Here is a 21,297-nt window from a genome sequence, read left to right as displayed (position 1 = left end):
TCGGATCAATCGGATCAATCGGATCAATCGGGCTTGATGCCCAGCCGTTCCACCAGCGCTTTCTCCTGTGCGATCTGCTGCATGGCAAAGCGGGTGTAGCCGGCGCTGTCCAGGTACATCAGGTCCTGATCCTGCCGCTTTAGCGCGGCAAGATGCTGCGGGTCTTCGGCAGCCCGCCGCAGCGCATCCTGCAGGATGCCGACCACCTTCGGGTCCATGCCTTTTGGGCCAGCCACGCCGTAGGGCGAGTTGGAGACGATGTCGTAGCCCAGTTCGCGCAGCGTAGGGGCGTCGGGCCAGCGCGGCGAGCGTTGCGCCGTCCACAGGTTGATCCAGCGCAGCTTGCCCGCATCGACCAGCGTGCCGGCGGAACTGCCGGCCGCGCAAAGCTGCACATGGTTGCCCATCAGCGAGTTCAGGCAATCGGCATCGCCCTTGAACGGCACGTGGTTGACCGTTAGCTTTTCCTTGGTGACCAGCTCGATCATGGTGATATGCGGCGAGCTGAACTGGCCCGGCGAGCCGTAGCTGACGGTGCCCGGCCGGGCGCGCGCGTCGCGCAGGAAATCGCTCCAGTTCTTCCACGGTGAATCGGCCCGCACTACCACGCCGAAGGTGTAGCCGGTGATGCGCGAGAGGTAGGTGAAATCGTGTGCCGGATCGAAGGCGGTCTTCTGGATGAAGGGCTGGCGGAATACGGTCACCGGCATCATCGAGAGCGTATAGCCGTCGGGCTTCGCCTGCATGAGCGCGAGCGCGCCCATGGTGCCGGCCACGCCGGGCTTGTTGTCGACCACCACGGTCTGGCCCAGCGCCTTTTGCAAGGCCACGGCAAACTGGCGCACCACCACGTCGGTGGTGCCGCCGGGCGCGTAGGGCACGATCAGCGTCACCGGGCGGGTGGGGTAGGACTGGGCTTGCTGCGCTGGCTGCGCGAGCGCAGCCGTGGCGCCGCACAGGACGATGACGGCGCTGGCGATGTGCCGGATTCTGCGCCGGATGTCGGGCAGGGTGTTGCGGACTGCATGCATCGGAATGCTCCTGTTGATGTGGTTCCCCGTTACCCCTGCGTTGCAGATGTCCTGCTGTCCTTCGCCAGCGTGCCGGTCAGCTCTCCACCACGGCCCATGCCTCCATCGACTGGCCGCCGGCATCGTCGCCGGTCCACAGCGAGACCTTGCCAGGCGTGGCGGCATCGAGCGTGCCGCCTACGGTCACCAGGTCGTGATCGAACATCGGCGCCAGCCCGCGGAAGCCGAAGCGGCGCACCGTGGCGCCGGGCATCTCGCGCGCCAGCAGGTCCAGCGTGAGCATGGCCTGCAGCGGGCCGTGCACGACCAGGCCGGGGTAGCCTTCCACGTCGCGCACATAGTCGTGGTCGTAGTGGATGCGGTGGCCGTTGAAGGTGAGCGCGGAGAAGCGGAACAACATGACCGGGTCGGCGCGCAACTGGCGCTGCCACTGGGCCTGATGCGCCAGGCGCGGGCGCGGCGGCAGCGGCTGTCCCGGTTCCGGCATGGCACGGTAGACCAGGTCGTGACGCTCGCTCAGCGCGGTCTCGCCGTCGACCGTCAGCGCATGTTCCACGGTGACGAACCACAGCTCGCCGCTGCGCCCGCTCTTGTGCTCGACATTGCGCACGGTGGACGTGCGGGTGACGGTATCGCCCACCCGCAGCGGCTTGTGGAAATCCAGCTCGCCGCCGGCCCACATGCGGCGCGGCAGCGGCACCGGCGGCATAAAGCCACCCAGCGCCGGGTGGCCGTCCCGCCCAAGCTCGCGCTGCGGCGCGCGCGGCAGGAAGTAGAGCCAGTGCCACAGCGGCGGCAGCGGGCCGCGCACCAGCGCTTCGCCATCGAGGTCCAGGGTGGCCGCGAGGCCGATCACGGGCTCGGGGGCAAGGGTCTCGGTGCGGCTTTCACTACGGCCGATCCAGGCGCGCAGGGTTTCGAGTTGGGTCATGGCTGGTCCGCTGCGGGGTGGTTTGCCAGCGCGAGGATGCGCCGGGCCTGTTCGATGACGGGGCGGTCGACCATCTTGCCGTCGACCTGTACCGCGTGGCTGCCGCTGGCGGTGGCGGCCAGCACGCGCTGCGCCCAGTCCAGTTGCTCCGCCGTGGGCAGGAAGCCCGCGCGCACCGCGGCAAGCTGGGCGGGGTGGATACACAGCTTGGCGGCAAAGCCGAGCGCGCGCGCGTGCGCCACGTCGTCGGCCAGCACGGCTTCGTCCTTGAGCGCGGTGGTGACGCCATCCACGGGCGGCGGCAGTGCCGCCACGCGCGAGGCCAGCACGATGCGCGAGCGCGCCATCAGCAAGGCTTCACGCGTATGGGCGCAGCCGAGGTCCACGGCGAAGTCCAGGGAGCCGAAAGCCAGCCGCGACACGCCGCGCGCGGTGGCGACCGCATCGATGCCGTGCAGCCCGCGGGCGCTTTCGATGATCGCGACGATGCGGCCTTGCGGGTTGACCTGCGCCAGCGCCCGGGCGATCTCGCCAAGCGCGGCCGGGTCTTCGGCCTTGGGCACCAGCAGTCCCGCCAGCGGCGCGTCGGACGGCAGCGCGCGCAGCCAGTCCATATCGGCGGCGAAGGCGGCGGAGCTGGTGTCGTTGATGCGCACATAGGCCTGCGCCTGTGCGCCACGTTCAAGCAACCACGCGGTAATGGCCGTGCGCGCGGCTGGCTTGGCGTCCGGATGCACGGCATCCTCGAGATCGAGGATCAGCGCGTCTGGCGCGGCGGCGGCCGCTTTGTCGAAGCGTTCGGGCCGGTCGCCCGGCACGAACAGGTAAGTGATGGCAGTGGACATGAAGGGGGTCTCGTCAGGATGGGGCGTTACTTGACTACGGGCAGCCAGTCGTTGACGTTCGCCTGTTTTTCCAGCGCCCACACGCGGGCAATGATCGCACGCATCTCGGCCTCGCCCGCGCCGTGGCGGAAGGCGCCCAGCTGCAGCGCCTTGGCTTCGAGTTCCGGGCGCGACAGCGTATTGCCCGGATCGCCCTTCGGCACATCCACGCGGCCCGCCAGCGTGCGGCCGTCGGTGGTCTTCACCGTAACGCGGCCGATCCACTGGCGCGGGTAGGCGGCATTGATCTCGTCGTCCAGCACCATCTCCACCTTGTCGCGGAAGGCGGCTACCTTTGCGTCCTGCAGCGCATGGTCTTCGAATTCGCCCAGGCCGGCATGCGCGTGTACCGCCACCAGCCCCAGCACCGTACCCATGGAGAACTTGGCCTGGTGGATGGTCTTGGGATCGGTCACCGGGCCAAGCACGTCGATGGCGCCCTGGTGCACGTGCGCGGTCACGCTGGCGATCTGGTCCGCGCGGAGTTTCTCGCGCAGCATCAGGTCCTTGAGCGCGTCGGCCGCCGGGTGCGTGTGACGGCACGAGGCGAAGAACTTGAAGGAGGTTTCGGCGGTGGCCCAGCGCGTGCCCAGGCCGTCGGTCAGCGCGGCCGGGTTGGCGTCGCTGGACATCCCGGCGGCCATGCCCTGCGGGCCTTCCAGGATGCGCCTGGCGCCGGTGAAGCCGGCGCGTGCAATCCACGCGGACATCAGGCCGTCGGCGGCGGCCTTGGCGGTGTGCAGTTGCTTGGAGTCCGCGGCATCGCGCAGGAATTCCCACAGGCCGGCGGCCTGGGTGCCGGCCGAGCCGAGCGCCTGGTTGATGCCCTCGGCATCCATGCCGTAGAGCTTGGCCACGGCCGCGGCCGCCGCCAGCGTGCCGACGGTGCCGGTGGTGTGAAACACGCGATAGTGCGAACGGCCCATGAATTCGCCGATGCGGATGCCCGCTTCGTAGCCGGCGATGGAGGCCAGCAGCACGTCCGCGCCGCTCTTGCCTTCAGCCTGGGCGGCGGCGATCACCGCGGGGAACACCACGGCTGCGGGATGCAGCACCGAGCTGTTATGCACGTCGTCCTGTTCCACCACGTGCGAGGACGCGCCGTTGATCAGCGCGGCGAAGTAGGGCGAAGTGCGGCGGCGGTCCACCAGCACTTCGGCCGGGCCCTGCTGCGGGCCCATCGCGGCGACGAACTCCTGCAGCTTGCGCACGGCGGGAGCGTCCTTGCCGGCGATGGCCGAGGCGATCCAGTCGAGGAAGAGGTCCTTGGTGCGCTCCACCACTTCGGCGGGCACGTCGGCCAGCGTGAAGCGGGCCAGGAACTCGCACAGCTGGCGGGTAGGGTAGGTGTGGTCAGTGGCTTGGCTCATGCCGGCTCCGGACGGTGTTCGGGGTGGTTGTTTGTCTGTCTGTTCCTCCCCTTCCCGCTAGCGGGAGAGGGGAGCCACGCCTGCGCGAAATCGCACGCAGGCGTCATGGCCTGGTTCTGAGGCTCAAATCGTCTTGCTGTCCGCCATCCTGGCGATTTCGTCCGCGCCGTAGCCCAGCTCCGCCAGGATGGCCGCGCTATGCGCGCCGAGCGCCGGCACGTCGCCCATCACCGGTTCCACACCCGACAGGTTGGCCGGCGGCAGCAGCGCGCCGATGGGGCCGCCGGGGCTGGCCACCTCGCGCCAGCGCCCGCGTGCCGCCAGTTGCGGGTGGTTCCACACGGCCTCGATATCGTTCATCGGCGCGTTGGCAATCTGCGCTTCGTCTAGCAGCGCTTCCACCTGCGTCACCGTCATCGGCGCGAAGCGTGCCTCGATCAGCGCGGTCAGTTCGCCGCGATTCTTCACGCGCCCCGAGTTGGAGGAGAAACGCTCGTCCTTTAGCAATTCGGGCTGCGCCAGCACCTTGTTGCAGAAGGCCTGCCATTCGCGCTCGTTCTGCAGCCCGAAGATCACGCTGCCGCCGTCGCCGGTGCGGTGCACGCCATAAGGCGCGATGGCCGGATGCGAGGCGCCGAAGCGCGCCGGTGCGTTGCCGCCATAGTGGCCGAAGTACAGCGCGTAGTTCATCCACTCGGTCAGCGCCTCCAGCATGGTCACTTCCACGCGCAGGCCCTGGCCCGTGCGCCCGCGCTGCAGCAGCGCGGAGAGAATGCCGCTGTAGGCGTACATGCCGGCCGCGATGTCGGCAATCGAAATGCCCGCGCGCGATGGCTCGTCCGCGCTGCCCGTGATGCCGATCAGCCCAGCTGCGGCCTGGATCAGCAGGTCATACGCCTTCTTGTCGCGATAGGGCCCGGCATCGCCGTAGCCCGAGATATCGCAGACGATCAGCTTGCCGTAGCGCGGGTGCAGCGTATCGAAATCCAGTCCCATGCGCGCTGCCGCGCCGGGAGCCAGGTTCTGCACCAGCACGTCGGCATCGGCCAGCAGGCGGTGCAGCACGGCTTGCGCCTCGTCCTGCTTGAGGTCGAGCGTCAGGCTCTCCTTGCCGCGGTTGAGCCAGACGAAGTGCGAAGCCTGGCCATTGACGGTCTCGTCGTAGCCGCGCGCGAAATCACCCACGCCGGGGCGCTCCACCTTGACCACGCGCGCGCCGAGATCGGCCAGCTGGCGCGTGGCAAAGGGCGCGGCCACGGCATGTTCGAGGGAGACGACGCGAATGCCGTCCAGCGGGCGGATGCCCTGGTGCGAAGCGAGCATATGCGTGGGCCTCAGAACGAACGCGGCAGGTCGAGCACGTGCTCGGCCACATACGACAGGATCAGGTTGGTGGAGATTGGCGCCACCTGGTACAGGCGCGTCTCGCGGAACTTGCGCTCGATATCGTATTCGGCGGCAAAACCGAAGCCGCCATGCGTCTGCAGGCAGACGTTGGCCGCTTCCCACGAGGCATCGGCCGCCAGCAGCTTGGAGATATTGGCCTCCTTGCCGCAGGCCTTGCCGGCGTCGAACAGCGCGGCGGCCTTGTAGCGCATCAGGCTGGCGGCCTCCACGTTGACATAGGCACGCGCGATGGGGAACTGGATGCCCTGGTTCTGGCCGATGGGGCGGTCGAACACGATGCGCTCGCGCGCATAGCCGCTGGCGCGCTCGATAAACCAGTAGCCGTCGCCCACGCATTCGGAAGCGATCAGGATGCGCTCGGCATTCAGGCCGTCAAGGATGTACTTGAGCCCCTTGCCTTCCTCGCCGATCAGGTTCTCGGCTGGGATCTCCAGGTTGTCGAAGAACAGTTCGTTGGTCTCGTGGTTGACCATATTGCGGATGGGCCGCACGGTCAGGCCCTTGCCGATGGCTTCACGCAGGTCCACCACGAACACCGACAGCCCTTCCGACTTGCGCTTGACCTGGTCCAGCGGCGTGGTGCGCGCCAGCAGCAGCATCAGGTCCGAATGCTGCACCCGCGAGATCCACACCTTCTGGCCGTTGATGACGTAGCGGTCGCCTTTCCTGACAGCGGTGGTCTTGAGCTTGGTGGTGTCGGTGCCGGTGGTGGGCTCGGTCACCGCCATCGACTGCATGCGCAGCTCGCCCGAAGCGATGCCGGGCAGCCAGCGCTGCTTCTGCGCCTCTGAGCCGTGGCGCAGCAGGCAACCCATCACATACATCTGGCCGTGGCAGGCGCCGGAATTGCCGCCGTTGCGGTTGATTTCTTCCATGATGACGGACGCCGCGGTCAGCGGCAGGCCCGAGCCGCCGAATTCCTCGGGGATCAGCGCCGACAGCCAGCCGGCCTTGGTCAGCGCGATGACGAATTCTTCCGGGAAGGCGTTCTGCTCCTCCACGCGTTGCCAGTACGCGGAGTCGAAGCCGGCGCACAGTGCGCGCACGGCCTCGCGGATGTCGGGATACGGCTGGTCGTGCGATTGTTCTGCGAACATGAAATGGGGCCCCGTTGTGGAAATGATGGAAGTCAGCGGAATGACGGACGCGACGGACGACGGACGATACTGGATTCAGCTTGCGGCCATTATTCCCGAGGGCCTGCCGCGCGGTAATTCGGATTTGCGAAAGAGCGGCTTAGCGCCCCCGGAAGCGGATGGCCAGGGGGTCATATAGGGGCAGGACAGCGACAGGAGGGCGCGGGGATAAGCCGCTGTGTGCGCTTTCTGGCACCCGTGCTTGCCCGGCGGCGCCACGGCACCGGCGCCTTCCGGCCTGCCTTGCCCACCCTTAGGCAAATCCGTATTGCATGCGCATCGCTTTGTCGCCACGCTTGCCTGCAAACACAACGCCGCGCGTGCCCGCCCACGGGCCGACGCAGGCGAGCGCGAGCCGGCATCAGCCGGCCAACTTAGTCCAAGGAGACAAAAATCATGGCAGGTAGCAAGAAACAGGGTCAAGCGTGGCGGGCCGGTGGCGGGAATGCAGTGCGGACCCGCGCAAAAGTGGCGCCCTGGCGCTGGATGGCGCTGGCCGCGCTGGGCGCGGCGCTCACGCTCACGCTGCCTTCCCCGGCGCGCGCCACCGATGCCTATCCCGCCAAGCCAATTACCATGGTGGTGCCCTTTGCGGCGGGCGGCCCCACCGACGTGGTGGCGCGCACCATGGCCGCGGCCATGTCGAAGACCCTGGGCCAGAGCGTGGTGGTGGAGAACCGCCTTGGCGCGGGCGGCACCGTGTCCGCCGCCTACGTGGCCAAGGCCGCGCCGGACGGCTACACCATCCTGATCCACCACAACGGCATGGCCACCGCGCCGGCGCTGTACAGCAAGCTATCCTACAAGCCGTTGACGGATTTCAGCTTCGTCGGCCAGGTGGCCGACGTGCCCATGACCCTGCTTGGCCGTCATGACCTGCCGGCCAGGACGCTGCCGGAACTGATCACCTACATTCGCCAGAACCAGGGCAAGGTCAACCTGGCCAATGCCGGGCTTGGCGCCGTCTCGCAGCTGTGCGGCATGCTGTTCCAGAAAGCCATCGGCGTCGAACTCACCGCGATTCCCTACCAGGGCACCGCGCCAGCGATGACGGCCCTGCTGGGCAGCCAGGTCGATATCCTGTGCGACCAGACCACCCAGACGCTGCCGCATATCAAGGCCGACAAGGTCAGGCTCTACGGCGTCACCACCACCTCGCGCATCAAGGCATTGCCTGACACCGCAACGCTGGCGGAAAGCGGGATCAAGGGCTTCGAGGTCAAGGTCTGGCACGGCATCTACGCGCCGCGCGGCACGCCGCCGGCGGTCATCGACCGGCTCAACGGGGCGCTGCGCACCGCGTTGAAGGATCCGGCGGTGGCGGCGCGGCTTGCCGATCTGGGGGCCGAGATCGTGCCGGAGGACAAGCAGACGCCGGAAGGGCTGCGTACGTGGCTGAAGTCGGAGATCGAGAAATGGTCTCCGATCATCAAGGCGGCGGGGGTGCAGGCGGATTGAGGGTGGCTGCCGCGCGCTGCCCGCCACGGGGATGGCGACGGCGCGTGGCGCCTTCCCAGGTGAGGTTGCTGGCAAGGCGGCTGCCAGCCTCGGCGAAGTGCAAAGATAGTAAGATTTCCGGTTCATCGGTCATCGCTGCCGGCGTGTGAACGCCACCGCGGCAGGCTGACTCGTCCGGAACCGTGCCAGGAGCACCCCTTGTTCGATCGCGCCAGACAGCACTTCGCCGCGCTAACCACCCGCGTCGGGTTTCACTCGCTGCGCCTTGTCAGGCAGACCGGCGAGCATTGCATGCTGCGGCGCGGGATCGCCGAGCCGCCCTCCTTGACGCAGGACATGGGCGCCATGCTCAGCGTGCGCCTGGATGGCGTGGAAGCCTACGCAGCCACCAGCGATCTCAGCCTGGCCGGGCTGCAGGGCGCGCTCGACAGCGCCGAAGCGTTCGCCCGGCGAATCGCCGCGCACGGCCTGGTCGACCTGCGCGGACTGGAACCGCCGACAGGCCACGCCCGCTACGAATCCCCCGGCCTGCACGGCCCGTTCCCAGGACTCGCCGAGCGCTTCGCGCTGCTGGCGGAGGTCTCCGCCAGCGTGCCCGCCGATACGCGTCTGGTGAACTGGATCGTCTATCTCGATCACCAGCGCCACGAGCAGCTTTACCTCAATAGCGCGGGCGCCGAGCAATGGCAGGCGCTGCGCTTTGTCTACCCCGGCATCAGCGTGACCGCTTTCGACGGCAGCGACAGCCAGACACGCAGCTTCGGCGGCTTCGGCAGCGGCCAGCAGGGCGGCGCCGAGGTTATGGCGCGCCTCGGCTTTGCCGGCGCCGCATCCCGTGTAGCGGACGAGGCGCTGCAGTTGCTGCTGGCACCCAATGCCCCCAGCGGCGCCACCGACCTGCTGCTGATGCCGGACCAGATGATGCTGCAGATCCACGAATCCATCGGCCATCCGCTGGAACTGGATCGTATCCTCGGGGACGAGCGCAACTATGCCGGCACCAGCTTTATCGGGCTGGAGGACTTCGGCCGCTATCAATATGGCTCGCCCCTGCTCAATATCAGCTTCGACCCCGGCATCCCCGAGGAACTGGCCAGCTACGGCCACGACGACGAGGGCCAGCCCGCGCAAAAGGAGTTCCTGATCCGCGATGGCTTGCTGCTGCGCCCGCTGGGCGGTGCGCTGTCGCAGTGGCGCAGCGGGCTGCCGGGCGTGGCCAACAGCCGGGCCTGCAACTGGAACCGGCCGCCCATCGATCGCATGGCCAACCTCAACCTGGAGCCGGGCGACCGCACCATGGCGCAACTGGTCGGCGGCATCGAGCGCGGCATCCTGATGTCGTCCAACCGCTCATGGTCCATCGACGATGCGCGCAACAAGTTCCAGTTTGGCTGCGAATGGGGGCGCCTGATCGAAGACGGCGAGCTTAAGGGCGTGGTCAAGAACCCGAACTATCGCGGCGTTTCCGCCAACTTCTGGCGCAGCCTGGCTGCCGTGGGCGACGCCAGTACCTTCGAGGTGCATGGCACGCCTTACTGCGGCAAGGGCGAGCCCAACCAGGTGGTGCGCGTTGGCCATGCATCGCCGGCCTGCGTGTTCCGGCAAGTGGAAGTCTTTGGAGGGGCCGCGTGATGGCGGATGCGGAATCGTTGTTCGCGGCGCTTGCCGAAGATGTGCGCGCCGCGCTGGGCGAGGGTGAAGCCTTCACCCTGTGGTACAGCGCCGAGGCGTCCGAGTTCATTCGCTTCAACCGGGCGCGGGTGCGCCAGGCCGGGCAGGTGCGGCAAGCCACGGCGAGCCTCAAGCTGGTTCGCGAAGGCCGTCATGCCGACATCGGCATCGCGCTGTCCGGCGAGCCGGCGACCGATCGCCAGCGCCTTGCCGATGGGCTGCTGCAACTGCGTGAGGCAATTGCCCAGTTGCAGCCCGACCCCTACCTGCTGCTGGAGCGCGACCCGTGGCAGCGCGTGCTGGCCAATGCGGCAGCGCCGCCAGACAGTTCGGAGGTACTGGCGCAGATCGAGGCAGCCGCGCATGGGCTCGACCTGGTGGGCATCTATGCCGCCGGCCCGCTGTACCGGGGCTTTGCCAACAGCTTCGGCGCCTTCGGCTGGCATGCCGCGCAGGGCTTCCATTTCGACTGGAGCCTGTTCCATGCCAACGGTCAGGCGGTGAAGGCCGACTACGCGGGCGCGCGCTGGGACGCGGCGGAGTTTGCCAGCCGCTTTGCGGATGCGCGCCAGCAGCTGGAACACCTGGGCCAGCCGCAGCGCGTCCTGTCGCCGGGCGACTACCGCGCTTATCTGGCCCCCGCCGCGCTCGAGGAGGTGGCGGGCATGCTCTCATGGGGCGGCTTCTCGGCCCGCGCGCTGGCGCAGAAGGAAAGTCCGCTGCAGCGCCTGTATGACGGCGGCGCCCGTCTTAGCCGTCTGCTGGATCTGGACGAACGCGCGAGCGGCATGCTGGCGCCCGCCTTCGGGCCGGAAGGCATTCCGCGCAGCGATGTCACGCTGGTAAGCGCGGGACAACCTGCCGGCCGGCTGGTCTATCCGCGCAGCGCGCGCGAGTACGATCTGGCTGCCAATTGCGCCAGTGCCCGCGAAATGCCGCTATCCCTTGCGATGGGCGCAGGCGAACTGGCCCAGGCCGACGTGCTGGCGGCCCTGGGCACGGGTCTCTATATCGGCAATCTCTGGTACCTGAACTGGTCCGATGCGCCGGCGGGCCGCATGACAGGCATGACACGCTTCGCGACGTTCTGGGTGGAGGATGGCCGCATCCAGGCGCCGCTGGGCACGATGCGGTTCGACGACAGCATCTACAGCTTCCTGGGCGAGCATCTGGAGGCGCTGACGAGCGAGCGGCAGTTGCGGGTGTCGAGCAGTACGTATGGGGAGCGGCAGACCGACTCCGCCCTGCTCCCTGGCGCGCTGACTGGAAAACTAACGTTGACGCTCTGAGCGCATTGGCGGCCTCCATGCGCCGTCTTCCTTATCCAGCCGGTCTAGTTCGCCGAAGACGTTCGCGGCAGCCGTCAGCTTGCCCTGAGCGATCTCGCTCGAGCCAAGGGCCAGGATGTTCAGCAGCGCGATGGTTTGCCGTTGGGCGCTATCGCTGGCAACGTCACTCATCGGACTACTGGATGGTTTGACTGAGCGTTTCACGATTGTTTTATGCGGATGGTTGCTGGATGGCCGAACTTACCCCGCATTCAACCTATCGTCCACTTCGCGAATCTGTCTGCGGCCACCCCGAAAGGCTCGGCATTTTTCAAACCGGCTCTCGCGCCGCCTCCGTCAAATACTGGATCAGCGTCTCCGCAAACTGCGGCAGTTCCCTTCCCGGCCGCCGCACCAGGCGCAGGTCGCGCTTCGCCCATTCATCTTCCAGCGGGATAAACCGCAGCACCTTGCGGCTTGCATAGCGCCGCGCGCAGCTGTTGGGCACGATGGCGATCCCAGCGCCCGCTTCCACCATCCGGCACACCGCGTCGAAGCTGCCCAGCTGGATCCGCAGGCTGATGCGCTTGCCCATGCCGCTGGCGATCCGGTCCAGGAAAGACTGGATCGCGCTGAACTGGTTGAGGCCGACAAAGCGGCAGGTATCCAGCAGGTCGGCGAAATGCAGGCTGGTGAACTGCGGCAGCGGGTGGTTGACCGGCGCAATCACGATCAGCTCGTCGCTGCATAGCTGCATGACTTCGAGGTCATTGGTGGCTACCTCGCCGGCGACGATGCCAAGGTCCGCCGCACCGGCGCTGATGGACGAGACGATGGCCTGGGAAAGCTGCTCTTCCAGCTCGATGTCCACGTCCGGGTTCTCGGCCAGGAAGCGCGACAGCGCGGTGGCGAGGAAGGAGTTGGTGGCGGTGGTGTTGGCCAGCAGGCGCACGCGGCCCTTGACGCCCTTGGCGTAGGGGCGCAGGTCCGAGTGCAGGCATTCCAGTTCGCGGAACACTTCCCGCGCATGGCGCAGCAACGCGTCGCCGGCGGGCGTCAGGCGCACGCCCTTGACCTGACGGATCAGCAACTGGGTCTGAAAGGCTTCTTCCAGCTGCTTGATGCGGGTGCTGGCAGCGGGCAGGGAAAGGAAACTGCGCTCGGCGGCGCGGGTCAGGTTTTCGGTTTCGCCGACGTTGAGGAAGAGGCGCAGGTCGGTCAGGTCGTAATGCATGTGTTTCGCTGGGCCAAAGGCCTCTATTGTGAATCGTGAATAGCAATGTCCCCGCCATCAATTTATCGTATTCGCGGTGGCAATAGAACCGGAAAGGCCGCTTCGTCCGTATTGCGCGGGCGAATACCGGATAGGCTCGTACGAGCGGGGCGGAATTCCCGCACCGCCGCAAGCCGCACAGGAGGACGACAAATGACAGTTCGGCGCTACAGCGCACGCAGGCGGGCGGCCCTGGCCGCCATGCTGGGCCTGGCATTCATGAGCGCCGGCGCTGCCGCCGCCGAGTATCCCGACAAGCCCGTGCGCCTGATCGTGCCCGCGGCGGCGGGCGGCACCACCGATATCGCCTCGCGCCTCGTCGGCAAGCGGCTGGGCGAGATCCTGGGCCAGCCCGTGGTGGTGGAGAACCGGGCCGGCGCCGCCGGCATCGTCGGCGTGCAGGCGCTGCGCCAGGCCGCGCCGGACGGCTACACACTGATGATGGGCAATATCGGCCCCAATGCCATCAACTACGGTCTGTACAAGCAACTTCCCTACCGTGCCGAGGACTTCACGCCGGTCACCATGGTGGTATCGGTGCCCAATGTGCTGGTGGTCAACGCCAAGGTGCCCGCCCGCAACGTGGCCGAACTGGTGGCGCTGGCGAAGTCCCAGCCGGGCAAGTTGTCGTTCGCCTCTTCGGGCACCGGCCAGTCGGTGCATCTGTCCGGCGAGCTGTTCAAGAAGCGCACCGGCATCGACATTATCCATGTGCCGTACAAGGGTGCCGCTCCGGCTGTGGCCGACCTGATCGCCGGCCAGGTGACCATGATGGTGGACAACCTGCCCAGCTCCCTGCCGCATATCCAGTCCGGCAAGCTGCGCGCGCTGGCCGTGACCAGCGCCACCCGCGTGGCCGAGTTGCCCGACGTGCCGACCATGAAGGAGGCCGGGCTGGACGATTTCCAGGTGACCGCGTGGTTCGGGCTGGTGGCGCCGGCCGGCACGCCGCCGGCAGTTGTCACGCGCTTGCAGAAGACGGTGGCTGGCATCCTGGCCGAGCCCGAAGTCAAGACCCGCCTGGCCGAACTGGGCGGTGTGCCGGGCGGCGACACACCCGCGCATTTCGGCAAGTTTATCGACGCGGAGCGGGTGCGCTGGGCCAAGGTGGTCAAGGATACGGGCATTCCGCAGCAATGAAGGCGTGCCGCGCAACGGCGCGCATGATCACGACACAACAAGGGGACAAGGCTTGATGGAAACATCGAAAGCGCGCCACCGCAGGTCATGGCTCCGGGGCATGCTGATCGCCCCCTTCGCGGCGGCCCTGCTGGGCGCCAGCGCAGCTGCCTTCGCCGACACCTGGCCCAGCAAGCCGATCCAGCTGCTGATCCCCTATCCGCCGGGCGGCAGCGCCGACCTGCTGGCGCGCCCGGTGGCGGCCAAGCTGCAGGAGCGCCTCGGGCAGCCGGTGGTGCTCGACTACCGCCCCGGCGCCGGCGGCACCATCGCCAGCCAGCAACTCGCGCGCGCCAGGCCGGACGGCAATACGCTGATCGTGGTGCTGGCCGCGCATGCCATCAACGCCAGCCTCTATCCCAAGCTGCCGTACGACACGCGCAAGGATTTCGCGCCGGTGTCGCTGGTGGCCAACCTGCCGCTGATCCTGGCCGGCAGCCCCTCCTTGAAGGCCAGGGCGGTACCGGAGCTGATCGCCGCGGCCAGGGCGGCGCCGGGACAGCTCACCTTCGCCTCCGCCGGCAACGGCAACACCGGCCACCTGGCCGGCGAACTGTTCGACAGCCTGGCCGGCGTCAAGATGACCCATGTGCCGTACAAGGGCAGCGCCCAGGTGGTCAACGCCATGCTGGCGGGCGAGGTGCAGCTGACTTTCGACAGCATCTCCACCTCGATGCCGCATATCCGCAGCGGGCGCCTGAAAGCGCTGGCCGTGACCAGCGCCAGGCGCGCCACGCTGGCGCCCGAGGTGCCCACGCTGGCCGAGGCCGGCGTGCCGGGCTTCGACATCAACGGCTGGTACGCGGTGCTGGCGCCGGCCGGCACGCCGCCGGCAATTATCGACAGGCTCAGCCAGGAGATCGCGGCGGTGCTGGCCCAGCCCGACCTGCGCGCCAACCTGGCGGCCAACGGCTACGAGCCGGTGGGCTCCACGCCGGCCGCGCTGGGCGCGCATATCGATGCCGAGATCGCGCGCTGGAGCAAGGTGGTGAAGGAGTCCGGCGCGCGGCTGGAGTGAAACGTCGGTTACTGAATACCCGGCCTGGCGAGCGCCAGGCGGCCGAGCAAATCCGTACAAATCTGTAGACAGGAGTCAAAGCATGAGTGGAATGATGGCAGGCAAGGTAGCGCTGGTGACCGGCGCGGGCGGTGGCATCGGGCGCGGCGTCGCGCTGGAACTGGCCAAGGCCGGCGCCAAGGTGGTGGTCAACGACATCGGCGTATCGCTCACCGGCGAAGGCGGCGATGCCGGACCCGCGCAGCGCGTGGTCGACGAGATCGTTGCCGCCGGCGGCATCGCGGTGGCCAACACCGACAGCGTGTCGAGCTGGCAGGGCGCCAACGCCATCGTGCAATGCGCGATCGACAACTTCGGCCGCATCGACGCCGTGGTCAACAACGCCGGGAACCTGCGCGACCGCATGTTCTTCAAGATGAACGAAGAGGAATGGCGCTCGGTGATCGACGTCCACCTCAACGGCACGTTCTTTGTCAGCCGCGCCGCCGCCAACCACTTCAAGGACCAGGAGAGCGGCGCCTACGTGCACATGACCTCCACCTCCGGCCTGATCGGCAACCTGGGCCAGGCCAACTATTCGGCCGCCAAGCTTGGCATTGCCGCGCTGTCCAAGTCGATCGCGCTGGATATGGCCCGCTTCAACGTGCGCTCGAACTGCATCGCGCCGTTCGCGTGGAGCCGCATGACCAGCTCGATTCCTTCTGAGACCCCGGAAGAGAAAGCCCGCGTGCTCAAGCTGCAAAAGATGGAAGCCAACAAGGTAGCGCCGATGGCCGCCTTCCTCGCCAGCGATGCCGCGCATGAAGTCAATGCGCAGATCTTTGCCGTGCGCGCCAACGAGATCATGCTGATGAGCCAGCCGCGTCCGGTGCGCTCGGTGCATATGAGCGAAGGCTGGACCCCGGAATCCATCGCCGAGATCGCCATCCCCGCCATGCGCAACAGCTTTTTCAAGCTCGAACGCTCACCCGACGTGATCAACTGGGACCCGATCTGACGCCATGCCGCTCGACTACGAACGCATCAAGAACTGGGACTTTCCGGAGGTCAGGCAGACCTACGGCGAGAAGGATTCCATCCTCTACGCGCTGGGCCTTGGCCTGGGCGAACAACCCACCGATCCGCGCCAGTTGCGCTACGTCTACGAGGCGCGGCTCAAGGCGTTTCCCACGCTGGCCGTGGTGCTGGCCTACCCTGGCTTCTGGATGCAGGACCCGAAGAGCGGCATCGACTGGGTCCGCATCGTGCACGGCGAACAGCGCCTGCGCCTGCATCGTCCGCTGCCGGCGGCCGGTACCGTGCGCGCCCGCGCACGGGTGACGCATGTGATCGACAAGGGCGCCGACAAGGGCGCGCTGGTGATCGTGGAACGCACACTGGTGGACGACGCCACCGGCGCCGAACTGGCCACCGTGAACCACACCACGTTCTGCCGCGCCGATGGCGGCTTCGGCCAGGGCGATACCGCGCCCGAGGCGCTTCCGGCAGCGCCAGTACGCGCGCCGGACGCGCAGCGCAGCCTGGCGATCCTGCCGCAAGCCGCGCTGCTCTACCGCCTCAATGCCGATCCCAACCCGCTGCACGCCGATCCCGAAGTGGCGCGCGCCGCCGGCTTCGACAAGCCCATCCTGCATGGGCTGTGCACCTATGGCGTTGCCGCCCGTGCGCTGGTCGATACCCTTGCCGATGGCGATGGCGACCGCCTGCTCGAGCTCAACGTGCGCTTCTCCCGGCCGGTATTTCCCGGCGAAACCCTCGAAGTGCGCATGTGGCGCGAAGGCGCCGGCCGCGTGCTGTTCGACGCTCGGGTGCCCGCGCGCGACGTCACCGTGCTCAGCAACGGCGTAGCGGAGTTCCGTGCATGACGACAACGACAACAACAATGAAGAGCGCGCTTGACGGCGTACGCGTGCTGGACCTCTCCCGCATCCTGGCCGGCCCGTGGTGCGCGCAGAACCTGGCGGATCTCGGCGCCGAGGTGATCAAGGTGGAGCGCCCCGGCGTGGGCGACGACACCCGTTCCTGGGGCCCGCCCTGGCTGCCGGACGGGGAGGGGAAACCCTCTCGCGATGCGAGCTACTACGCCGGCGCCAACCGCGGCAAGCGCTCGGTCACGCTCGATATCGCCAGCGCCGAAGGGCAGGCCATCGTGCGCGAGCTGGCGGCGAAATCGCAGATCGTGCTGGAGAACTACAAGGTCGGCGACCTGAAGCGCTACGGGCTCGACTACGACAGCCTCAAGGCCATCAACCCGTCGCTGGTCTATTGCTCCATCACCGGCTACGGGCAGGAGGGCCCGAGCGCGCACAAGCCGGGCTATGACTTCATCTTCCAGGGCATCGGCGGGCTGATGAGCATTACCGGCGAACGCGACGACCTGCCCGGCGGCGGCCCGCAGAAGGTTGGCGTGGCCGTGGTGGATATGCTCACCGGCATGTATGCCACCGTGGCCGTGCTGGCCGCACTGCGCCATGCGGAGCGTACCGGCGAAGGCCAGCGTATCGACATGGCGCTGCTCGATGCGGTGGTCGCGGTCGGCGCCACGCCCATCCTTGCGCAGAAGATCACCGGCAAGACGCCGCAGCGCTTCGGCAACGCGCACGCCAACATGGTGCCGTATCACGTGTTTGCCACCGCCGACGGGTACATGATCGTGGCGGCCGGCAACGACGGGCAGTGGCAGGGATATTGCCGCGGCGTGCGGCGCCCGGACCTGGCGCAGGACGAACGCTTCACCACCGGCACGGGCCGCATCGTCAATCGCGACATGCTGGTGCCGCTGCTGGAGGCCCATATGCGCACGGGCACTACCGCGCAATGGGTGGAAGCGCTGGAGCGCGAGGGGATTCCTTGCGGGCCGATCAACGACTATGCGCAGGTGCTTGAAGATCCACAGGTCCGGTATCGCGAGCTGCAGGTGGATATGCTGCGCAGCGACGGCGGTGTGTGCCCCACGGTGAAGAGCCCGCTACGGCTGTCGGCTACCCCGGTGCGGTACGACTCGGCGCCGCCGCGGCTGGGGGAGCATACCGAGGCGGTGCTGGGCGAGATTCTCGGGATGTCGGCCGAGAGGATCGAGGCGTTGCGGGGGAAGGGCGTGGTTTGAGGGGGCGGCGCGGGCCGGCGTTGCCGCCGGTTGCTTGTCCACCGGACATGATCCATATCAATCCACGCGTGGCCGGTTCCCGGCAGAATGTTCCTGAAGTGCAAGCCTTCCAACTCCCACCCAAGGTGAGGCCCATGTTCCCGGAATTCCGCGACCAGATATCCATCCTCAAAACACAAGACGCCCACTTCGCGCGGCTGTTTTCCCGCCACAACGAGCTGGACCAGGAGATCAAGAACATGGAGGCGGGCGTGGTGCCCGCCGATGGCGTCGCCATTGAAGTCCTCAAGAAGGAGAAGCTACACTTGAAGGACCAGCTCTACGCCATACTGCGCAAGGCTTCGGCTTCCTGACGCCAATTCCATCTCCGCCAACCAAAGGCCATCACATGTTCAAACACATCCTGCTTCCCGTTGACGGGTCGGAACTCTCGCAAAAGGCAACCCCGGCGGCCATCGAGTTTGCACGGACGACCGGCGCCAAACTGACGCCCTACATCTGCCTGGAGGAATATCCCTTCCTGCAGTCCAGCGACGCGGGCCATGAGAAGAGATCGGTTTTCGAGCATCGCATCGAGGCGGCAGCGCGCGAGGAACTGGCGAAGATCGAAGCCGCCGCTGCGCAGGCGGGCGTACCGTGTACAGGTGCCACCTCCATTGCGGCCGCGCCTTATCGGGGCATCATCGCCATGGCGACAGAGCTGGGTTGCGACGTTATCTTCATGGCCTCGCATGGACGGCGCGGCATCAGCGGCCTGCTGCTCGGCAGCGAGACGCAGAAAGTGCTGACACATAGCGATATTCCGGTGGTGGTGTTCCGCTGAGCGCGGCTGGCGTCTCGCCCGCTTGCGGGTGAGACGCAGCGTATCGGAAGGTCAATGCCAGCGGACCGCCCCTGTGCAACGCGGCTCCGCTACTCCCTCCACCGCCACCACCGCTTCCACCTCCCCCTCGTTCACGCTGTCCCCCTGCGGACCATCCGGCGCCCGGGCCATATGGCCATCTCCCGGCGGCTCAGGCCGTGCATTCCATCATCTGCCGCTGCCGGTATTCCCCCGGCGCCACGCCGGTCCATTTCTTGAATGCCCGGTGGAAGGTGCTGGGCTCGGAGAATCCTACGCGCAGCGCCACCTGCTGCAGCGGCAAGTCCGTGTGTTCCAGGAAGGCAATGGCGGCATCGCGGCGCAGGCTGTCCTTGATGCTCTGGTAGCCGCGGCCTTCGTCGCGCAGGCGGCGGCGCAGCGTTTGCGGCGTCAGGCGCAGCGTCTCGGCCATCTGCTCCAGCGAGGGCAACTCGCCGTCCAGGTGGCAGCGCAGGTGGCGGCGGATACGCTCGGCCAGGCAGGAGTCGTCGCGGTAGCGGGTCAGCAGGTTGCGCGGCGTGTCATGGAGGAACTCACGCAGGCTGCCCGCGTCCTGCACTACCGGCAGGCGCAGCCAGCCGGCATCGAAGTGCAGTGCGGTGTACGGCTGGCCGTAGCGGACCCGCGTGTTGAAGACCCGTTCGGTGTCCGTCAGGCGGGCCTGTCCGCCAGTCTGGCCCGTGGCCGACGCGGCCATGTCCACGCCGGCGAGCGGGATGCGCCGCGCCGCCAGCCAGTTGGCCACGCCGTACGCCTGGAAGGCAAAAGTGGATTCCGCGTAGTGCCGGCAGGGCGTGGCGGGCGCGCGCGGCAGCAGCAGCAGGGTGGCGACGCCGCCGCGCTGCTGCAACCGCGGGACGAAATCGTCCAGGTGCAGGCGGTACTGGTGCAGGCCGGCGTGCAGGGCGTCTTCCAGCGTGGCGCAATGGATCAGTGCCTGGCAGGCCTGCGCGAACACGCCCGGCGCCACCGGTCGGCTGAGCAATCCCCAGAATTCGTCGCGCATGACGCGGCGCATGGATCGCATCAGCGCGGCAAACTGGCCCTGGGTCACGCGCGCGCTGGGCGATTGCAGCAAGGCCGGCGAGATGGCCGCGCGGCGCAGCAAGGCGTCGATGTCGCAGCCCAGGCGCCTCGCCCCCTGAATGATCTGGTGCACTTGCAGGACCGCGATGGTATGGCGTGCGGGCGGCTGGCCGGCGCGCGGCGCCTCGTGCACGCGCGGCAGCCGCGCGGCCATCGCGCCGGCCGGGCGGGAGCCCAGCGGCACCGGCATCGATGAAGGCGCGGGCGCTCTGAGTACGGCGATATGCATGGTCTCCTTGTCCTCGTTGGACACCCCGGTCAGTCCGGCCATCCGCGCTTTAGCTGCACCGCAGCGCGCCAGGCGCACGGACGGATCGTTGCCCGTCATGTACCGGTTCGGTGCCGGTTCTCTGCCGGCCATGCTCGCCAGTTAGCCCGATGCGGCGCACCTGCACAATCCGGATTTACCAAAGGCAGGCTTTTTCCTGAGCGATTCGGCCAATCATTTTGGGCCGAATGGTCATTGTCCACGCAGTGCAGCATCGCGCAATCTCATCTCTTGCCGGCACCAGGCCATTGGGGCGTGGCGGGCGCTTCAACGATGGGAGGCAGGATGCAGTCAGAACGTCGCAGGACCCTGTTGCGGTTTGGCGCGGCCTCGCTGGCCGCGGGCGGCGGCTTCGCCGGGCTGGCCAGCGCGCTCGCGCAAGGCACCGGGGCGTCCGGTTATCCGGCCCGGCCCGTGCGTCTGGTCGTGCCGTATCCGGCCGGTGGCGCCACCGATGTGCTCGCGCGCGCCATTGCCGCTCCGCTTGGGCAGCAGTGGCAACGCACCGTGGTGGTGGAGAACCGCCCCGGTGCCAGCGGCATGATCGGCGCCGACGCGGTGGTCAAGGCCGCTCCCGACGGCTACACGCTGTTGCTGACGCTGACCAGCGTGGTGCAATTGCCCAGCCAGTACGCCAAGCCGCCCTTCGACCCCGTGCGCGACCTGACCGCCGTGTCGGAACTGGCGACCACGCACCTCGTGGTGGCTGCCAACTCGTCCATGCCAGGCAACCTTGCCGAGATGGTGCAGCTGGCGAAGAGCCGTCCCAAGGCTTATTCCTACGGCACCTACGGCACCGGCAGCGGTGCCCATCTCTATATGGAGGTGTTCACCGGCACCGCCGGCCTGGACATGGTCCATGTGCCATACAAAGGCGAGGCGCCGCTGCTCAACGATCTGCTGGGTGGCCAGGTGTCGCTGGGCACGATTTCCGTGATGGGAATCAAGCCGCACTTGCGGACTGGCAAGCTGCGCGCGCTGGCGGTGGTGGGCAGCACCCGCGCGCCCCTGCTGCCGGATGTGCCGACCTTCCAGGAACTGGGCTACCGCGGCCTCGACGGCCCGGGCTGGTTCGGCCTGTTCGCCCCGGCCGGCACGCCCCGGCCCATCGTGGACAAGGTTTCGGCGGATGTGAATGCCATCCTGGCCAGCCCCGATATCCAGCAGCGCATGACCGACCTCGGCGTGATCGTGAAAGGGTCGCGGCCGCAGGAGTTCACCGAGGTGGCGCGTGCCGACCAGGCTTACTGGGCCGGCGTGATCCGCAAACTCAATATCCGGCTCGACTGAGCCGGCGGCATTCTCCGGCATTCTCCGGCCCTCTCCGCCCCCCTCTGGAACCGACCTAA

Annotated in this window: 20 protein-coding genes; 11 read left to right on the top strand and 9 right to left on the bottom strand. The window is 67.6% G+C overall.

Going from position 1 to position 21,297, the window contains the following annotated elements:
* Positions 1 to 23: 23 nt before the first annotated feature.
* From CF70_RS09000 to CF70_RS08975, 6 genes are all read right to left on the bottom strand, one after another.
* A complete protein-coding gene (locus CF70_RS09000; protein ID WP_051648172.1) occupies positions 24 to 1,031 on the bottom strand; it encodes a tripartite tricarboxylate transporter substrate binding protein in 1,008 nt (335 codons plus the stop codon).
* A gap of 76 nt (positions 1,032 to 1,107) precedes the next feature.
* Entirely contained in the window at positions 1,108 to 1,962 is an 855-nt protein-coding gene (locus tag CF70_RS08995) for an FAS1-like dehydratase domain-containing protein (protein ID WP_035863213.1), read from the bottom strand.
* Complete coding sequence (locus CF70_RS08990) at positions 1,959 to 2,807, bottom strand: HpcH/HpaI aldolase/citrate lyase family protein (protein ID WP_035863211.1); 849 nt, start codon at positions 2,805 to 2,807, stop codon at positions 1,959 to 1,961. The genes CF70_RS08995 and CF70_RS08990 overlap by 4 nt, the downstream gene beginning before the upstream one ends.
* 26 nt (positions 2,808 to 2,833) lie before the next feature.
* Positions 2,834 to 4,216: an MmgE/PrpD family protein gene (locus CF70_RS08985; protein ID WP_035863210.1), complete on the bottom strand. Its 1,383-nt coding sequence runs from the start codon at positions 4,214 to 4,216 to the stop codon at positions 2,834 to 2,836.
* 123 nt (positions 4,217 to 4,339) lie between these two features.
* A complete protein-coding gene (locus tag CF70_RS08980) occupies positions 4,340 to 5,539 on the bottom strand; it encodes a CaiB/BaiF CoA transferase family protein (protein ID WP_035863207.1) in 1,200 nt (399 codons plus the stop codon).
* A gap of 11 nt (positions 5,540 to 5,550) precedes the next feature.
* Entirely contained in the window at positions 5,551 to 6,720 is a 1,170-nt protein-coding gene (locus CF70_RS08975; RefSeq protein WP_035863206.1) for an acyl-CoA dehydrogenase family protein, read from the bottom strand.
* Between the two features lie 525 nt (positions 6,721 to 7,245).
* On the opposite strand from CF70_RS08975, the gene CF70_RS08970 reads away from it, so the two are divergent.
* The 3 genes from CF70_RS08970 to CF70_RS08960 all read left to right on the top strand — a co-directional run bounded on the left by CF70_RS08970 (position 7,246) and on the right by CF70_RS08960 (position 11,177).
* Positions 7,246 to 8,217: a tripartite tricarboxylate transporter substrate-binding protein gene (locus CF70_RS08970; RefSeq protein ID WP_051648171.1), complete on the top strand. Its 972-nt coding sequence runs from the start codon at positions 7,246 to 7,248 to the stop codon at positions 8,215 to 8,217.
* A 198-nt stretch (positions 8,218 to 8,415) separates the two neighbouring features.
* Positions 8,416 to 9,849, top strand: coding sequence for a TldD/PmbA family protein (locus CF70_RS08965; protein ID WP_035863204.1), 1,434 nt, complete (start codon positions 8,416 to 8,418; stop codon positions 9,847 to 9,849).
* Positions 9,849 to 11,177 (top strand): TldD/PmbA family protein, encoded by a 1,329-nt coding sequence (locus tag CF70_RS08960; protein ID WP_035863203.1) that lies wholly within the window; start codon positions 9,849 to 9,851, stop codon positions 11,175 to 11,177. The genes CF70_RS08965 and CF70_RS08960 overlap by 1 nt, the downstream gene beginning before the upstream one ends.
* Here the strand turns inward: CF70_RS08960 and CF70_RS08955 are convergent.
* Together CF70_RS08955 and CF70_RS08950 are read right to left on the bottom strand one after the other, a co-directional pair.
* Positions 11,160 to 11,348 carry a hypothetical protein gene (locus CF70_RS08955; protein ID WP_035863202.1) on the bottom strand — a complete coding sequence of 63 codons (189 nt, stop codon included), beginning with the start codon at positions 11,346 to 11,348 and terminating at the stop codon, positions 11,160 to 11,162. The genes CF70_RS08960 and CF70_RS08955 overlap by 18 nt on opposite strands.
* Before the next feature lie 139 nt (positions 11,349 to 11,487).
* The gene (locus CF70_RS08950; RefSeq protein WP_035863199.1) at positions 11,488 to 12,390 is read right to left on the bottom strand and encodes a LysR family transcriptional regulator; all 903 of its coding nucleotides are present in this window, start codon (positions 12,388 to 12,390) and stop codon (positions 11,488 to 11,490) included.
* A 192-nt stretch (positions 12,391 to 12,582) separates the two neighbouring features.
* Here CF70_RS08950 and CF70_RS08945 point away from each other — a divergent pair, with 192 nt between their 5' ends.
* From CF70_RS08945 to CF70_RS08915, 7 genes are all read left to right on the top strand, one after another.
* A complete protein-coding gene (locus CF70_RS08945; protein ID WP_035863198.1) occupies positions 12,583 to 13,569 on the top strand; it encodes a Bug family tripartite tricarboxylate transporter substrate binding protein in 987 nt (328 codons plus the stop codon).
* Between the two features lie 100 nt (positions 13,570 to 13,669).
* Positions 13,670 to 14,626, top strand: a complete 957-nt coding sequence (locus CF70_RS08940) for a tripartite tricarboxylate transporter substrate binding protein (protein ID WP_152561745.1) — start codon at positions 13,670 to 13,672, stop codon at positions 14,624 to 14,626.
* An 82-nt stretch (positions 14,627 to 14,708) separates the two neighbouring features.
* Entirely contained in the window at positions 14,709 to 15,623 is a 915-nt protein-coding gene (locus CF70_RS08935) for an SDR family NAD(P)-dependent oxidoreductase (RefSeq protein ID WP_035863195.1), read from the top strand.
* 4 nt (positions 15,624 to 15,627) lie between these two features.
* Entirely contained in the window at positions 15,628 to 16,491 is an 864-nt protein-coding gene (locus CF70_RS08930; protein ID WP_035863194.1) for a MaoC/PaaZ C-terminal domain-containing protein, read from the top strand.
* Positions 16,488 to 17,732 (top strand): CaiB/BaiF CoA transferase family protein, encoded by a 1,245-nt coding sequence (locus CF70_RS08925; protein ID WP_235184957.1) that lies wholly within the window; start codon positions 16,488 to 16,490, stop codon positions 17,730 to 17,732. The genes CF70_RS08930 and CF70_RS08925 overlap by 4 nt, the downstream gene beginning before the upstream one ends.
* A gap of 134 nt (positions 17,733 to 17,866) precedes the next feature.
* Positions 17,867 to 18,085: a YdcH family protein gene (locus CF70_RS08920; RefSeq protein WP_035863238.1), complete on the top strand. Its 219-nt coding sequence runs from the start codon at positions 17,867 to 17,869 to the stop codon at positions 18,083 to 18,085.
* 35 nt (positions 18,086 to 18,120) lie between these two features.
* The gene (locus CF70_RS08915) at positions 18,121 to 18,555 is read left to right on the top strand and encodes a universal stress protein (protein WP_035863191.1); all 435 of its coding nucleotides are present in this window, start codon (positions 18,121 to 18,123) and stop codon (positions 18,553 to 18,555) included.
* A 190-nt stretch (positions 18,556 to 18,745) separates the two neighbouring features.
* Here CF70_RS08915 and CF70_RS08910 read toward each other — a convergent pair whose 3' ends face one another.
* Positions 18,746 to 19,909, bottom strand: coding sequence for an AraC family transcriptional regulator (locus CF70_RS08910; RefSeq protein WP_035863236.1), 1,164 nt, complete (start codon positions 19,907 to 19,909; stop codon positions 18,746 to 18,748).
* Positions 19,910 to 20,233: 324 nt separating this feature from the next.
* Between CF70_RS08910 and CF70_RS08905 the strand changes: the two genes are divergently transcribed.
* Positions 20,234 to 21,238 carry a tripartite tricarboxylate transporter substrate binding protein gene (locus CF70_RS08905; protein WP_035863189.1) on the top strand — a complete coding sequence of 335 codons (1,005 nt, stop codon included), beginning with the start codon at positions 20,234 to 20,236 and terminating at the stop codon, positions 21,236 to 21,238.
* The last annotated feature ends 59 nt before the right edge of the window (positions 21,239 to 21,297 follow it).

The organism is Cupriavidus sp. SK-3 (genome assembly GCF_000611145.1).
Lineage (GTDB): Bacteria > Pseudomonadota > Gammaproteobacteria > Burkholderiales > Burkholderiaceae > Cupriavidus.
Note: the sequence above shows the minus strand (reverse complement) of the source record. Positions and strands in the feature narration are given on the sequence as shown.